The sequence below is a fragment of the Klebsiella sp. Shm-1 genome, from assembly GCF_040804525.1.
In the GTDB taxonomy this organism is placed as follows: domain Bacteria; phylum Pseudomonadota; class Gammaproteobacteria; order Enterobacterales; family Enterobacteriaceae; genus Klebsiella; species Klebsiella pneumoniae.
Genome location: NZ_CP161823.1, coordinates 776,747 through 792,689, shown reverse-complemented (window position 1 = coordinate 792,689; position 15,943 = coordinate 776,747). Strand labels below are relative to the sequence as shown.

Sequence of the window (15,943 nt, the reverse complement as noted above, 5' to 3'; positions counted from 1 at the left end):
GCGCATTCGTCATCGTTGGGAGGAATATTCATGGTATGCTACCACTTTGGACCCTGGTGAACCAGAATAGGGCTTGTATCTTCGCACCAGGGTAGCTATAGTGTCGCCCCTTCGCAGACCCGGGCCAGGGTGTGAAGGCAGCGCAGTCAATCAGCAGGAAGGTGGCATGTCTGCACAACCCGTAGATCTCCAAATTTTCGGCCGTTCACTGCGAGTGAATTGCCCGCCTGAACAAAGGGATGCCCTGAATCAGGCAGCTGAAGACCTTAATCAGCGGTTGCAAGATTTAAAAGAACGCACTAGAGTCACAAATACTGAGCAGCTGGTCTTCATCGCGGCGTTGAACATCAGCTATGAGTTGACTCAGGAAAAAGCGAAGACCCGCGACTACGCTTCCAGCATGGAGCAGCGCATTCGCATGCTTCAGCAGACCATCGAACAAGCATTGCTTGAGCAAGGTCGCATAAGCGAAAAGCCAGGGTCGAAGTTTGAATAACACTTTGCAGTTAACTGTGTTAGAGTAATCGCAAGAACAAAATTTCTCTGAGATGTTTGCAAGCGGGCCAGTCCCCTGAGCCGATATTTCATACCACAAGAATGTGGCGCTCCACGGTTGGTGAGCATGCTCGGTTCGTCCGAGAAGCCTTAAAACCGTGACGACACATTCACCTTGAACCAAGGGTTCAAGGGTTACAGCCTGCGGCGGCATCTCGGAGATTCCCTTCTTTACTTCGCATCATCCCCCATACGTGTTTTCGGCTGAAGCCGCCCTGTATTACACTTGCTCCTATTGTTTCGCCAGCCCGTAACGAGACCTGCATGACTATACAGCCCGATACCCTGCTCTCCCGTCAGCATATTCGCCAGCAGATCCGCGATCGTCGACGCGCACTCAGCCCGGAGCAACAGCGCCTGTTTGCCCAACAGGCCGCCGAGCGGATGATGGCCTGGCCGCCGATAGTTCTCGCTCACAACGTGGCGCTGTTTCTCTCCTTTGACGGCGAGCTGGACACCCAGCCGCTGATCGACCAGCTCTGGCGCGCCGGCAAGCGGGTATATCTCCCGGTGCTGCATCCCTTTAGCCCCGGCAATCTGCTGTTTTTACACTACCATCCGCAGAGCCAACTGATCGTGAATCGCCTGAAGATCCGCGAACCGAAGCTCGATGTGCGGGATGTGCTGCCGCTGGCTGAACTCGATGTGCTGGTGACCCCGCTGGTGGCCTTCGATGTCAGTGGCCAACGGCTGGGAATGGGCGGCGGTTTTTACGACCGGACGCTGCAAAACTGGCAGCAGTATCGCCTGCAGCCGGTGGGCTACGCGCACGACTGCCAGCAGGTGGATAGCCTGCCGAGCGAAGAGTGGGATATCCCGCTGCCGGCGGTCATCACCCCGGGAAAAACCTGGTGTTGGTAGGTACGCGGGGACGAAAAATTCAGCCTGGAAAGTATTAACAAAAAAACGGGCAGGTACGCGACCTGCCCGAGAGGCAAAAATGATTAGAACAGCAGACGGGCGCGGATAGTCCCCGGGATCGCTTTCATTGCCTGCAGCGCCTGCTGGGCAACATCTTCTTCCGCTTCAATATCAATCACCACGTAGCCCATCTGCGGCGACGTTTGCAGATACTGGGCGGCAATGTTGATGCTCTGCGCGGCGAAGATTTGGTTGATTGCGGTCAGGACGCCCGGCCGGTTCTCATGGATATGCAGCAGACGGCGGCCGCCGTGCAGCGGTAGAGAAACTTCCGGGAAGTTAACTGCCGACAGGGTTGACCCGTTGTCAGAGTATTTCGCCAGCTTGCCAGCTACTTCCAGACCGATGTTCTCCTGCGCTTCCTGAGTGGAGCCACCGATATGCGGTGTGAGGATCACGTTATCAAACTCGCACAGCGGCGAAGTGAAGGGGTCGCTGTTGGTCGCAGGTTCAGTCGGGAAGACGTCGATAGCCGCCCCGGCCAGATGCTTACTGGCCAGCGCATCGCATAGCGCCGGAATGTCCACCACGGTACCGCGGGAGGCGTTGATCAGCAGCGCGCCCGGCTTCATCAGCGCCAGTTCTTCCGCGCCCATCATATTTTTGGTAGAGGCGTTTTCCGGCACGTGCAGGCTGACCACATCGCTCATGTTCAGCAGGTCGGAGAGATGCTGTACCTGAGTGGCGTTGCCGAGCGGCAGTTTGTTTTCAATATCATAGAAGAAGACGTGCATTCCCAGCGATTCCGCCAGAATGCCAAGCTGGGTACCGATGTGGCCGTAACCGATGATGCCCAGCTTTTTACCACGCGCTTCGAAGCTGCCGACCGCCTGCTTGTTCCACACCCCGCGGTGCGCTTTGGCGTTGGCTTCCGGCACGCCGCGCAGCATCAGCAGCAGTTCGCCGATCACCAACTCGGCCACCGAGCGGGTGTTAGAGAACGGCGCGTTAAACACCGGAATACCGCGCTTCGCAGCGGCGTTCAGATCGACCTGGTTGGTCCCGATGCAGAAGCAACCGACGGCAACCAGTTTTTCCGCTGCGGCGAAAATCTCTTCAGTCAGATGGGTACGGGAACGCAGGCCGATGAAATGGGCATCACGGATCGACGCTTTCAGCTGTTCTGAATCCAGCGCGCCTTTATGAAATTCAATGTTGGTGTAACCCGCTGCGCGAAGGCTATCGATTGCCTTTTGATGCACACCTTCAACCAGCAGAAATTTAATCTTGTCTTTTTCCAGTGATACCTTAGCCATTTCCCCGTCCTGTTTTGTCTTAACTGATGTCGTGCTGAACGAAAGTTCGTCTCAGCAACATATCAAAAAAAACTATCGCGGCAATATGAACGTTTGCGTCGCCGTCCTGAAGAAATGTCATCCAGAGGGAAATCGCAGGACAAAACACCAGAAAGAGAAGAAATGGTAGCGTGTAAATCAGAATGGTTGCATAAATGTGACAGAAGTCACCAAATTGCACCTGGTGAAAAAATATTTGCGAGGGAGCCGGTCGGCTCCCTGCGGACAGACTATTTTACGATGGTCTTCACGCCGTCGGCAGTGCCAATCAGCGCCACGTCGGCGCCACGGTTGGCGAACAGTCCCACGGTGACGACGCCAGGAATACCGTTGATCGCGTTTTCCAGCGCGATCGCATCAAGAATTTCCAGGCCGTGCACGTCAAGGATCACGTTGCCGTTATCGGTCACCACGCCCTGACGGTACTCTGGACGGCCGCCCAGCTTGACCAGCTGACGCGCCACGGCGCTGCGCGCCATCGGAATGACTTCCACCGGCAGCGGGAACTTGCCCAGAATATCGACCTGCTTGGAGGCGTCGGCGATGCAGATAAATTTATCCGCGACCGAGGCGATGATCTTTTCACGGGTCAGCGCCGCGCCGCCGCCTTTGATCATCTGCATATGGCCGTTGATCTCATCCGCGCCGTCAACATAGATCCCCAGGCGATCGACGCTGTTAAGATCGAAGACGGTGATCCCGAGGCTTTTCAGCTTCTCGGTGGAGGCGTCGGAGCTGGAAACCGCCCCTTCGATCTGCCCCTTCATGGTGCCCAGCGCGTCAATAAAATGGGCCGCCGTCGAGCCGGTGCCTACGCCGACAATAGTCCCTGGCTGTACATATTGCAGTGCTGCCCAACCTACCGCTTTTTTCAGTTCATCCTGCGTCATAATTCTGGTCCGAGATGTGAATGCCTGTGGCGCATTATAGAACATCGATAGTGGAAATGTCCCTGCGATGCAGATCACACAACTGAACAGACCAATTTCGTCTGTATCAAATAAAAATTTATGTCATAGTGCGAGATAACGATTAGTTATGGGGGCACGCCAGAATAATGAAACGACCGGACTACAGGACACTACAAGCGCTGGATGCGGTGATTAGGGAACGAGGATTTGAGCGCGCCGCGCAGAAGCTATGTATTACCCAGTCCGCCGTCTCACAGCGTATTAAGCAGCTGGAAAATATGTTTGGCCAGCCGCTGCTGGTGCGTACCGTGCCGCCGCGCCCCACCGAGCAAGGACAGAAACTGCTGGCTCTGTTGCGCCAGGTTGAACTGCTGGAGGAAGAATGGCTGGGCGATGAACAAACCGGCTCTACGCCGCTGCTGCTGTCGCTGGCGGTGAACGCCGACAGTCTGGCGACCTGGCTGCTGCCGGCGCTGGCCAACGTTCTGTCAGACTCCCCTATTCGTCTCAACCTGCAGGTGGAAGATGAAACCCGCACCCAGGAGCGCCTGCGCCGTGGCGAAGTAGTGGGCGCAGTGAGTATCCAGCCGCAGGCGCTGCCAAGCTGCCTGGTGGATCAGCTGGGGGCGCTCGATTACCTGTTTGTCGCATCAAAAGAGTTTGCGCAACGCTATTTCCCGAATGGCGTGACGCGTTCGGCGCTGCTTAAGGCGCCAGTCGTCGCCTTCGACCATCTGGACGATATGCATCAGGCGTTCCTGCAGCAAAACTTCGACCTGCCGCCGGGCAGCGTCCCCTGCCACATCGTCAACTCGTCGGAAGCTTTCGTGCAGCTGGCGCGCCAGGGCACCACCTGCTGTATGATCCCGCATCTGCAGATCGAAAAAGAGCTCAACAGCGGCGAACTTATCGATCTCACCCCGGGCCTGTTCCAGCGCCGCATGCTCTACTGGCACCGCTTCGCCCCGGAAAGCCGCATGATGCGCCGGGTGACCGATGCGCTCATTGACTACGGACACAAGGTGCTGCGTCAGGATTAAACCGCGGGCATAAAAAAGCCACTTCGCTGAAGTGGCTTTTTTGTTTCTATCGCTTACTGGGCCGGTTTCGGCGTTTCCGCCGGTTTCGCCGGGGTGGCTGGAGCAGCGGCTTGCGCCGGCTGCAGCTCAAAGACTACATCGACCTGGTCGTCAAACTGGATAGTCGCCTGCTCGTAGGTTTCCTGGGCAGAAACCGGCGCAGCGTCAGCGGCCTTCATCATGCGAACCATCGGGCTCGGCTGATAGTTGGAGACATGGTAGCGCACGCTGTACACCGGACCCAGCTTGCTGTGGAAGCCTGCGGCCAGCTCCTGCGCCTGATGCACGGCGTCGTCGATCGCCGCTTTACGCGCTTTATCTTTGTAGGCGTCCGGTTGCGCAACGCCCAGCGAGACGGAGCGAATCTCGTTGAGACCCGCTTTCAGGGCGCCATCCAGCAGACCGTTGAGTTTATCCAGCTGGCGCAAGGTCACTTCCACTGTGCGCACCGCGCGATAGCCTTTCAGAATGCTTTTCCCGTTCTGATAGTCGTAATCAGGCTGGGTACGCAGATTCGCCGAGTTGATGTCCTTTTTAGCAATACCGCTCTTTTCGAGGAAAGAGAGATATTGCGCAACGCGATCGTCAGCCTGTTTTTTTGCCGACGCGGCGTCTTTTGCCGACACGTTCACTTCGATCGCCAGGGTGGCGATGTCCGGAACCGCGGCAACGCTTGCTGTGCCTGAAGTCACAATGTGCGGGCCATCCGGCAATTCGCTGGCCTGTGCCGCCATCGTGGTCAATCCGAGTGTTGCCGCCAGGGCTAAGACTTTTAACTTCACTGTCGTTTCTCCATGTTACTTAAATCGCCCTTACGGGACGCATGCCAGCAAGCTTAGCGCGTACAGCAGGAAAGTCCATCGGACAACGCTTAGTTAAGCAACGCCTGGATATGGCTGACGCCTTCTCTTGCCAGCTGAAACGCAATAAACCACATGACGGCGCCGACCACAATATTGATGATCCGCTGGGCTCTGGCGGTACGCAGTCGCGGCGCCAGCCAGGCGGCTAACAGCGCCAGGCCAAAGAACCACAGGAAAGAGGCGCTAATGGTCCCTAGCGCAAACCAGCGCTTCGGCTCCACCGCCAGCTGACCTCCCAGGCTGCCTAACACCACAAAGGTGTCCAGATAAACGTGCGGATTAAGCCAGGTCACCGCCAGCATGGTGATAATGATTTTCCAGCGCCCCTGCTGCATTACCTCTGCATTGGCGAGTTCAAGACTCTGACTGAACGCCGTTTTCAATGCGCCGAAGCCATACCACAGCAAAAAGGCCACGCCGCCCCAGGTCACTAGCGCCAGCAGCCACGGGGATTGCATCAGCAGTGCGCTACCGCCGAAAATGCCAGCGCAGATTAACAGCAAGTCGCTGACCGCGCATAGCAGGGCAATCATCAGATGATACTGACGACGGATCCCCTGATTCATCACAAAGGCATTTTGTGGGCCAAGCGGCAATATCATAGCCGCTCCCAGGGCAAGCCCCTGAAAGTAATAAGTAAACATAAGGATTTATCCGCTGAGTTCGAGAGTGGCGCTGACTATAGCGCGAATGAATTATTAGCGGAAATTGAAAGAATTAATCATTAATTAGAACAACTAATGATGAGCTATTGAAAAAGGCCGGCATGGCCGGCCTAAGTTATTGAGAGGCGGTTTACTCTGCTTTTTCCGGCAGGCGCACCACATGAACATCCATCTGCGGGTAAGGGAAGCTGATGCCGTTGGCGTCAAATTCACGCTTGATACGCTCGAGGATATCCCAGTAGACGTTTTGCAGATCGCTGCTTTTGCTCCACACGCGCACCACGAAGTTCACCGACGAGGCGCCGAGTTCGTTCAGACGAACGGTCATTTCCCGATCGCGCAGAATTCGATCGTCAGATTCGATAATCGAGGTCAGTAGCTGCTTTACCTTGTCGATATCAGCATCGTAAGCGACGCCGATAATAAACTCATTGCGACGCGCAGGCTCCCTGGAGAAGTTAATGATATTGCCGGCGATGATTTTCCCGTTCGGGACCACCACTACTTTACCGTCCGCGGTACGCAGGGTGGTGGAGAAAATCTGCACGTTCAACACCGTACCTGCCACGCCGCCAAGGTCGACATACTCGCCAGCGCGGAACGGGCGGAACATCACCAGCAGTACGCCTGCGGCAAGGTTCGACAGCGATCCCTGCAGCGCTAAACCCACCGCCAAACCGGCAGCACCCAGCACCGCAATCACCGAGGCGGTCTGCACGCCTACCCGCCCCAGGGCGGCAATCAGCGTAAAGGCGATAACCGCATAGCGCACCAGCGCAGAGAGAAAATCGGCCACGGTAGCGTCAATTTTACGCGCCAGCATCAGGCGGTTGACGGTATTAGAGACGACGCGCGCCACGATCATCCCGACGATCAGGATAGCGATAGCCGCGACGATGTTGACGGCATAGCTCAGCAGCAGCTCCTGGTTGCGTGCCAGCCACGTCCCGGCGTGGTTGATGCTATCGACAACGTTCAAATCTTCCATTTAACATTCCTTATGAATCCCCTGGGGGGAAGTAAATAACTCAGCCTGCGACAGGGCAGTCAGGTTATAGGGTAAACAATAAGTGCACGTTTTGCCAAATGGATCACAGTTTTCTGCCGCGCTATCCTGTTGTTAAGATAATAAAAAAGCCCGCATTGCTGCGGGCTTCCGGGTAAGAAACAGATTTTTCTTACAGAACGTCGATCGCGTTCAGCTCTTTAAATGCCTGCTCCAGACGAGTCACCATGGAAGTCTGGGCAGCACGCAGCCATACGCGCGGGTCGTAGTATTTCTTGTTCGGCTGGTCTTCGCCTTTCGGGTTGCCCAGCTGGCCCTGCAGGTAAGCTTCGTTCGCTTTGTAATACTGCAGGATACCGTCCCAGGTTGCCCATTGGGTGTCGGTATCAATGTTCATTTTCACCACGCCGTAGCTGACGGAGTCTTTAATTTCCTGAGCGGAAGAACCGGAACCGCCGTGGAACACGAAGTTCAGGCTGTTGTGCGGCAGGTTGTGTTTCTTGGAAACATATTCCTGAGAGTCGCGCAGGATGGTCGGGGTCAGAACTACGTTACCTGGTTTGTACACGCCGTGTACGTTACCGAAGGAAGCGGCGATGGTGAAACGCGGGCTGATTTTGCTCAGCTCGGTGTAGGCGTAATCCACGTCTTCCGGCTGGGTGTACAGGGCGGAAGCGTCCATGTGGCTGTTATCCACGCCGTCTTCTTCACCGCCAGTGCAGCCCAGTTCGATTTCCAGGGTCATGCCCATTTTGGCCATGCGAGCCAGGTACTTAGAGCAGATCTCGATGTTTTCGTGCAGGGACTCTTCAGACAGGTCGATCATGTGGGAAGAGAACAGCGGTTTGCCAGTAGCGGCGAAGTGTTTTTCACCGGCGTCCAGCAGGCCGTCGATCCACGGCAGCAGTTTCTTCGCGCAGTGGTCAGTGTGCAGGATAACCGGCACGCCGTAGTGTTCAGCCATCTGGTGCACGTGGTGGGCGCCAGAGATAGCGCCGAGGATAGCAGCACCCTGAGGAACGTCAGTTTTCACGCCTTTACCTGCGATGAACGCTGCGCCGCCGTTAGAGAACTGAACGATAACCGGAGAGCGAACTTTCGCTGCAGCTTCCAGAACGGCGTTGATGGAATCAGTACCTACGCAGTTTACCGCCGGCAGTGCAAAGTTGTTTTCTTTCGCTACCTGGAACACTTTCTGAACGTCGTCGCCAGTGATGACGCCCGGTTTTACGAAATCAAAAATTTTAGACATGTTACTTAGTCCTGTATCTGTATCTTCGACCGTTGAAGAAGGTTCGCGAGCCCTTAAGCGCGCTGAAAAACAGGCGGGTTTCCCCGCCTGAACTGAATTACTGCTTAGCGCGCTCTTCGAGCATCGCTACTGCCGGCAGGACTTTGCCTTCGACGAATTCAAGGAATGCGCCGCCGCCAGTGGAGATGTAGGAAATTTTGTCAGCGATGCCGAACAGGTCGATCGCTGCCAGGGTGTCACCGCCGCCGGCGATGGAGAAACCTTCGCTGTCCGCGATAGCGTTAGCCACGATTTCAGTCCCTTTACGGAAGTTAGGGAATTCGAATACGCCAACCGGGCCGTTCCACAGGATGGTTTTGGCGTTCTTCAGGATTTCAGCCAGTTTCTGTGCGGAAACGTCGCCAAGGTCCAGAATCTGCTCGTCATCTTTGATGTCGTTAACAGACTTCAGGGTTGCCGTTGCGGTTTCGGAGAACTCGGTCGCTACGCGAACGTCGGTCGGAACCGGGATATCGCAGGTGCCCAGCAGGCGCTTGGCTTCATCAACCAGATCTGCTTCGTACAGGGATTTACCGACGTTGTGGCCCTGAGCGGCAACGAAGGTGTTAGCGATACCGCCGCCCACGATCAGCTGGTCAGCGATTTTAGACAGGGAATCCAGAACGGTCAGTTTGGTGGACACTTTAGAACCACCAACGATAGCGACCATCGGACGAGCTGGCTCTTTCAGCGCTTTACCCAGCGCGTCCAGTTCAGCGGCCAGCAGCGGGCCTGCGCACGCCACGTCAGCAAATTTGCCGATGCCGTGGGTGGAAGCCTGCGCGCGGTGCGCAGTACCGAAAGCGTCCATCACGAACACGTCGCACAGCGCAGCGTATTTCTTAGACAGTTCTTCGTCGTCTTTTTTCTCGCCTTTGTTGAAGCGAACGTTTTCCAGCACCACCAGTTCACCGGCAGCCACTTCCACGCCGTCCAGGTAGTCTTTAACCAGGCGTACCGGGTTGGACAGTTTGTCTTTCAGGTAATTAACAACCGGCAGCAGAGAGAATTCTTCGTTGTACTCGCCTTCGGTCGGACGACCCAGGTGAGAAGTAACCATGACTTTCGCGCCCTGCTTCAGCGCCAGTTCAATGGTCGGCAGAGATGCACGGATACGTGCGTCGCTGGTTACTTTCCCGTCTTTAACTGGTACGTTCAGATCCGCACGGATAAAAACGCGTTTACCAGCCAGATCCAGATCGGTCATCTTAATTACAGACATGGTGAATCCTCTCGTTGATTCATAAAGTTTTGTCGACGTTTACGCGTCGAACCTGAAACCAATAGCCGCCATCGCTAACGTCGTGTCGAGCATTCGGTTAGCAAAGCCCCATTCGTTATCGCACCAGACCAGCGTTTTGATCAGATGCGCGCCACTGACCCGGGTTTGCGTACCATCGACGATGGCGCTGTGCGGATCGTGGTTAAAATCTGTCGAGACCAACGGTAATTCCGTATAGTCAACTATACCATGAAATGCACCTTGTGCTGCTTTTTGCAGCAACTGGTTGACTTCACATGCTTTTACCGGTTTTTTCACCGTCACGCTCAGGTCAATTGCCGTCACGTTAATCGTCGGCACCCGCACGGCAATCGCTTCAAAACGGTCGTTAAATTGCGGAAAAATACGGGTGATCCCTGCCGCCAGTTTGGTATCCACCGGAATGATCGACTGGCTGGCCGCGCGGGTACGCCGCAGATCCGGATGATAAGCGTCAATCACCTGCTGGTCATGCATCGCCGAGTGAATGGTGGTGACGGTGCCGGACTCAATGCCATAGGCGTCATCGAGCAGTTTAATGATCGGAATAATGCAGTTGGTGGTGCAGGAGGCGTTGGAGACAATGCGATGCCCGGCGCGAAGTTCATCCTGATTTACGCCGTACACCACCGTCGCGTCGAGGTCGTTGCCGCCGGGGTGGGAAAAGAGCACTTTTTTCGCCCCCGCCTGAAGATGGGCCTCACCGTGTTCACGACTCCCGTATACCCCGGTACAGTCAAGCACGACGTCCACCGCCAGTTCGCGCCAGGGCAGCGCCGCAATGGTCGGCTCATGCAGCAGACGGATGGCATCGTCGCCAACAAACAGCTGCTCGCGCTCCTGACGGACATCCCAGGCGAAACGGCCATGGCTGGTGTCATATTTCAATAAATGCGCGATGCCCGCGGCATCCGCCAGCTCATTGATTGCCACCACGGTGATTTCCGCACGACGCCCGGATTCATATAGAGCACGAACCACGTTGCGTCCAATGCGACCGAAGCCATTAATCGCGATGCGAATGGTCATAGATCTCCTGCAAGGCTGTCCCTGTTATGAGGTGGCTGACAGAGTAATCCAGCAACGCTCTGAGGGGAACCTTACCAGCTGCAAACTGCGACTGATTGATTAATTGTCGAACATTTAAACGACTGAAACGCTTCAGCTAGAATAAGCGAAATGAGGAATAAAAGGAATGTTTGTCCAGCGCAATAAACCAGCTATATGACTCACATCACATTTTTGCTGGAATAATTTACAACCGTATTACATGGTTCAGGAATAGCAGATACAAAAAAGCCGGGTGGCGAGATAAAAGCAAAACGGTAACCCAGGGGTTACCGTTTTGGTGTTTGCACCCTCTCCTGTGGGAGAGGGTTGGGGTGAGGGCATCAGCCCGCACCGTACCAGCGATTACAGCAGCGCTTTCGCTTTAGCGACCACGTTATCAACGGTGAAGCCGAACTCCTCGAACAGCTGCTCAGCCGGCGCAGACTCACCGAAGGTGGTCATGCCAACGATAGCGCCGTTCAGGCCAACGTATTTGAACCAGTAGTCAGCGATACCCGCTTCCACGGCAACGCGCGCGGTCACGGCTTTCGGCAGTACGGATTCGCGATAAGCCGCATCCTGCTTGTCGAACGCGTCGGTGGACGGCATGGAAACCACGCGCGCCTTCACGCCTTCGGCAGTCAGTTTGTCCCATGCGGCAACCGCCAGCTCCACTTCTGAACCGGTGGCGATGAAGATCAGCTCCGGCTGGCCGGCGCAATCTTTCAGCACATAACCGCCGCGGGCCACGTTCGCCAGCTGCTCTGCGGTACGCTCCTGCTGCGCCAGGTTCTGACGGGAGAGGATCAGCGCGGTCGGGCCGTCCTGACGCTCCACGCCATATTTCCACGCAATCGCGGATTCAACCTGGTCACACGGACGCCAGGTGGACATGTTCGGGGTCACGCGCAGGGAAGCCACCTGCTCTACCGGCTGGTGAGTCGGGCCGTCTTCGCCCAGACCGATGGAGTCGTGGGTGTAGACCATCACCTGACGCTGTTTCATCAGCGCGGCCATACGTACCGCGTTACGCGCGTATTCCACGAACATCAGGAAGGTGGAGGTGTACGGCAGGAAGCCGCCGTGCAGCGCGATACCGTTGGCGATAGCGGTCATACCGAACTCGCGCACGCCGTAGTGGATGTAGTTCCCGGCAGCGTCTTCGTTGATCGGCTTAGAGCCAGACCACAGGGTCAGGTTGGACGGCGCGAGATCTGCGGAGCCGCCGAGGAATTCCGGCAGCAGCGGGCCGAAGGCTTCGATGGCGTTCTGCGAGGCTTTACGGCTGGCGATTTTCGCCGGGTTGGCCTGCAGCTTCGCGATGAACTCGTTAGCTTTCGCGTCGAAGTCAGACGGCATCTCGCCTTTCATACGGCGGGTGAATTCGGCTGCTTCCTGCGGGAAGGCTTTGGCGTAAGCCGCAAACTTCTCGTTCCATGCGGCTTCTTTCGCCTGGCCGGCTTCTTTGGCATCCCACTGGGCATAGATGTCAGACGGGATGTCAAACGGCGCGTGTTTCCAGCCCAGCGCTTCGCGGGTCAGGGCGATTTCGGCGTCGCCCAGCGGCGCGCCGTGGGAGTCGTGGGTACCGGCTTTGTTCGGCGAACCGAAACCGATGATGGTTTTGCACATCAGCAGGGACGGTTTGTCGGTGACCGCCCGCGCTTCTTCTACCGCGCGTTTGATGGCGTCAGCGTCGTGACCGTCCACGCCGCGCACCACGTGCCAGCCGTAGGCTTCAAAGCGTTTCGCGGTGTCGTCGGTGAACCAGCCTTCAACGTGGCCGTCGATGGAGATGCCGTTGTCATCATAGAACGCCACCAGTTTACCCAGTTTCAGGGTACCGGCCAGGGAGCACACTTCGTGAGAAATGCCTTCCATCATGCAGCCGTCGCCCATGAAGGCGTAGGTGTAGTGGTCGACGATATCGTGTCCCGGACGGTTGAACTGCGCCGCCAGGGTTTTCTCGGCGATAGCCATCCCGACCGCGTTAGCGATACCCTGGCCCAGCGGACCGGTGGTGGTTTCCACGCCTGCGGTGTAGCCGACTTCCGGGTGACCCGGGGTTTTGGAGTGCAGCTGGCGGAAGTTTTTCAGCTCTTCAATCGGCAGATCGTAGCCAGTGAGGTGCAGCAGGCTGTAAATCAGCATCGAACCATGGCCATTTGACAACACAAAACGGTCACGGTCAGCCCAGGCCGGATTGTTCGGGTTATGGTTCAGGAAATCACGCCACAGCACTTCGGCAATGTCAGCCATACCCATCGGGGCCCCCGGGTGGCCGGATTTGGCTTTCTGTACAGCGTCCATGCTCAGCGCACGAATAGCGTTAGCAAGCTCTTTACGTGAGGACATTTTGACTCCAGTTCGGACTGTTGAAGGCCATGCCCTTAACGACTTGACGAGAGCGCGTTTTGGGCTACGCCGGAAAAAAGTGTGAACAATGTAACCCAAGCGACAAGTCATGTACATGGAGCATCCTTTTGCCCTTTAAGAAATCTCTGGAACAGGTTGTGCTACGCCGGAATCCGCTCGCCCGCATCCTGCGATACTCTTTATAATTTACGCAGAATACGGTTCCCTGCCGTCGCCGTATTTTCGGATAAACAACCATAAGATTGTGGAAGATAAAAATGAAAATTCGCTCAACCGTACTTGCTCTTGGGATCGCAGCAACCCTCACCGGATGTCAGAACATGGACTCCAACGGTCTGCTCAGCTCAGGCGCCGAAGCCTTCCAGGCATACTCTCTCAGCGACGCGCAGGTGAAAACCTTAAGCGACCAGGCCTGTAAAGAGATGGACGCCAAAGCGAAAATCGCCCCGGCCAACAGTGAATACAGCCAGCGGCTGAACAAAATCGCGGCTGCGCTGGGCGATAACATCAATGGTCAGCCCGTGAACTACAAGGTCTATGAGACCAAGGATGTCAACGCCTTCGCCATGGCCAACGGCTGCATCCGCGTCTACAGCGGGCTGATGGATCTGATGAACGATAATGAAGTCGAGGCGGTGATCGGCCACGAAATGGGCCACGTCGCGCTGGGCCACGTGAAGAAAGGCATGCAGGTCGCCCTGGGTACCAACGCCGTGCGTGCGGCGGCGGCCTCCGCGGGCGGTATCGTCGGTAGCCTGTCGCAGTCTCAGTTGGGCGATCTGGGCGAAAAACTGGTGAACTCGCAGTTCTCCCAGCGTCAGGAATCGGAAGCGGATGACTACTCTTACGACCTGCTGCGTAAGCACGGTATCAATCCGTCGGGACTGGCCACCAGCTTCGAGAAACTGGCCAAGCTGGAAGCCGGTCGTCAGAGTTCGATGTTTGACGATCACCCGGCCTCAGAAGCGCGCGCCCAGCATATTCGCGATCGCATGAAGGCCGACGGGATTAAATAATCATCAGCGGGAGGCATTATTGCCTCCCTTTTTTATATATCCGTAAAAATATTTAGCCGCATTAATTGATAATTTAAGCGCACAAACCGTTAATTATTATCACAGCGCATCACAGCCAATTATTTTATGCCCGGCGATTCAGAAATATATTATTTGGTAAATTAAAAAGGCCGCACACTATCTGGCTTCCAGAATCGTCTTTACCCGAATAATAAATAGTCCACCCCTTACTGCCTGGCGCACGGCTCATGCACCATACAACCTGTTTCCGGCTGCAATAACTGCTCACACAATGATTGCTTTCGACATTATTTCAGGAGAATATCTGGTCAGCAGTGATTCCCTTGAATATATCGACAGACAGAGAAGTGCCCTCAGTGAAAAAAGAATTACCATTAATCGCACTTGGCATTATTGCCGCCGCGCCGGCTTTCGCCAGCCAACAATCTACCAGTCAGGGCTTTATTGAAGACAGCCACCTGGATCTCTTTTTACGTAACGCTTATATCAAACGCGATTATCGCGATGGTTTGCCGGATAAAGCCGAATGGGGTCAGGGTATCATCGCGACCTTTGAGTCCGGCTTTACTCAAGGGCCGGTCGGCTTCGGCGTTGACGGCATTGCGCAGTACGCCGTGCGCCTCGACGGCGGCCGCGGCCGCAGCGGCGCGGGCGGTATCGACTTTTTCGCCCAGGATGATGATGGCCGCGCGAAGTCCGATTTAGCAAAATTTGGCGCTACCGCTAAAATGCGCTTCTCGAATACCGTCCTCAGCTACGGTAGCCAGCGCCCGATGCTGCCTATCGTCTACGCCGATGACTCGCGACTGCTGTACGAGAGCTATACCGGTACCATGCTGACCTCAAGAGAAATCGACGGTCTGGAAATTAACGCCGGTTATCTCACCGATCAGCAGCGCAAAAGCGACGACAGCCACAACAGCGGCCTGAAAAGCCTGACCTTTGGCGGCGTCAGCTATCAATTCAACGACCAGCTCAGCGGCGCGCTTTACGCTTCGCACGTCGAAGACGTGCTGAATAAGCAGTATCTCGGCCTGAACTACAAGCAGCCGTTCGCCGCCGACCAGCAGCTGATTGTTGACTTCAACGGCTATAACTCGCGCTTAAATCAAGAATATGCCGACGCCAATGGCACCGGGCGCAGCAACAGCATCTGGAGCCTTGCCGCCAGCTATATCTGGGATATTCACACCTTTAAGGTCGCTTACCAGCAAAGCAGCGGCAGCACCGGCTACCATTATGGCGGCTACCAGAACCAGGGCGGCGTCGGCGATGGCGGCAACACCATCTGGCTGGCTAACTCCTACTGGTCAGATTTTAACGGCGAGGATGAACGTTCCTGGCAGGCCTCCTATGGCCTGGATTTTGCCGGACTGGGCGTACCGGGCCTGAGCTGGACCACCGCCTACGTTCGCGGGGATAACATTAAAACCGCCGAGACCAGCAACGGTAAAGAACACGAATGGTTCAACCAGGTGCAGTACCAGGTGCAAAACGGCATGGCGAAAGATTTGAAATTGAGACTCCGCTATTCGGTGCTGCGCGTTTCCAGCAACGCCAGCGACTATAACGTCAGCGGGAATGAAGTGCGGTTCTACGTCGAATATCCGTTTAACGTGTTTTAACCATATAA

General features: G+C 55.8%; 14 protein-coding genes and 1 other RNA gene. 6 read left to right on the top strand and 9 right to left on the bottom strand.

Going from position 1 to position 15,943, the window contains the following annotated elements; genetic code table 11:
* The first annotated feature begins 166 nt into the window (after window positions 1-166).
* The 3 genes from zapA to AB1E37_RS03915 all read left to right on the top strand — a co-directional run bounded on the left by zapA (window position 167) and on the right by AB1E37_RS03915 (window position 1,416).
* Window positions 167-496 carry a cell division protein ZapA gene (gene zapA, locus AB1E37_RS03925; RefSeq protein ID WP_002916488.1) on the top strand — a complete coding sequence of 110 codons (330 nt, stop codon included), beginning with the start codon at window positions 167-169 and terminating at the stop codon, window positions 494-496.
* 41 nt (window positions 497-537) lie between these two features.
* Window positions 538-721, top strand: a non-coding RNA gene (gene ssrS, locus AB1E37_RS03920) — 6S RNA.
* Window positions 722-819: 98 nt separating this feature from the next.
* Window positions 820-1,416 (top strand): 5-formyltetrahydrofolate cyclo-ligase, encoded by a 597-nt coding sequence (locus AB1E37_RS03915; RefSeq protein WP_004144746.1) that lies wholly within the window; start codon window positions 820-822, stop codon window positions 1,414-1,416.
* Window positions 1,417-1,499: 83 nt separating this feature from the next.
* Here the strand turns inward: AB1E37_RS03915 and serA are convergent, their stop codons facing one another.
* Window positions 1,500-2,732, bottom strand: coding sequence for a phosphoglycerate dehydrogenase (gene serA, locus AB1E37_RS03910; protein WP_002916493.1), 1,233 nt, complete (start codon window positions 2,730-2,732; stop codon window positions 1,500-1,502).
* Window positions 2,733-3,001: 269 nt separating this feature from the next.
* Entirely contained in the window at window positions 3,002-3,661 is a 660-nt protein-coding gene (rpiA, locus tag AB1E37_RS03905; protein WP_002916495.1) for a ribose-5-phosphate isomerase RpiA, read from the bottom strand.
* Window positions 3,662-3,828: 167 nt separating this feature from the next.
* On the opposite strand from rpiA, the gene argP reads away from it, so the two are divergent.
* Window positions 3,829-4,722: a DNA-binding transcriptional regulator ArgP gene (gene argP, locus AB1E37_RS03900; protein WP_002916497.1), complete on the top strand. Its 894-nt coding sequence runs from the start codon at window positions 3,829-3,831 to the stop codon at window positions 4,720-4,722.
* A gap of 53 nt (window positions 4,723-4,775) precedes the next feature.
* On the opposite strand, the gene AB1E37_RS03895 is transcribed toward argP, so the two are convergent.
* The 7 genes from AB1E37_RS03895 to tkt form a co-directional block, all read right to left on the bottom strand.
* Entirely contained in the window at window positions 4,776-5,543 is a 768-nt protein-coding gene (locus AB1E37_RS03895; protein ID WP_002916499.1) for an oxidative stress defense protein, read from the bottom strand.
* An 89-nt stretch (window positions 5,544-5,632) separates the two neighbouring features.
* Window positions 5,633-6,268, bottom strand: a complete 636-nt coding sequence (gene argO, locus AB1E37_RS03890) for an arginine exporter ArgO (protein WP_004144747.1) — start codon at window positions 6,266-6,268, stop codon at window positions 5,633-5,635.
* Window positions 6,269-6,419: 151 nt separating this feature from the next.
* Window positions 6,420-7,277 (bottom strand): small-conductance mechanosensitive channel MscS, encoded by an 858-nt coding sequence (locus tag AB1E37_RS03885; protein ID WP_002916504.1) that lies wholly within the window; start codon window positions 7,275-7,277, stop codon window positions 6,420-6,422.
* A gap of 190 nt (window positions 7,278-7,467) precedes the next feature.
* Window positions 7,468-8,547, bottom strand: coding sequence for a class II fructose-bisphosphate aldolase (gene fbaA / locus AB1E37_RS03880; protein WP_004144748.1), 1,080 nt, complete (start codon window positions 8,545-8,547; stop codon window positions 7,468-7,470).
* Between the two features lie 97 nt (window positions 8,548-8,644).
* On the bottom strand, window positions 8,645-9,808 hold the full coding sequence (gene pgk, locus AB1E37_RS03875; RefSeq protein WP_002916508.1) for a phosphoglycerate kinase: 1,164 nt from the start codon (window positions 9,806-9,808) through the stop codon (window positions 8,645-8,647).
* A 39-nt stretch (window positions 9,809-9,847) separates the two neighbouring features.
* Entirely contained in the window at window positions 9,848-10,876 is a 1,029-nt protein-coding gene (epd, locus tag AB1E37_RS03870; protein WP_002916512.1) for an erythrose-4-phosphate dehydrogenase, read from the bottom strand.
* 384 nt (window positions 10,877-11,260) lie between these two features.
* Window positions 11,261-13,252 (bottom strand): transketolase, encoded by a 1,992-nt coding sequence (tkt, locus tag AB1E37_RS03865; RefSeq protein ID WP_004174438.1) that lies wholly within the window; start codon window positions 13,250-13,252, stop codon window positions 11,261-11,263.
* 278 nt (window positions 13,253-13,530) lie between these two features.
* Between tkt and AB1E37_RS03860 the strand changes: the two genes are divergently transcribed.
* Both AB1E37_RS03860 and AB1E37_RS03855 read left to right on the top strand, forming a co-directional pair.
* Window positions 13,531-14,289: a M48 family metallopeptidase gene (locus AB1E37_RS03860; RefSeq protein WP_032448107.1), complete on the top strand. Its 759-nt coding sequence runs from the start codon at window positions 13,531-13,533 to the stop codon at window positions 14,287-14,289.
* Window positions 14,290-14,666: 377 nt separating this feature from the next.
* Complete coding sequence (locus AB1E37_RS03855) at window positions 14,667-15,935, top strand: OprD family outer membrane porin (RefSeq protein WP_004211372.1); 1,269 nt, start codon at window positions 14,667-14,669, stop codon at window positions 15,933-15,935.
* Window positions 15,936-15,943: the final 8 nt, after the last annotated feature.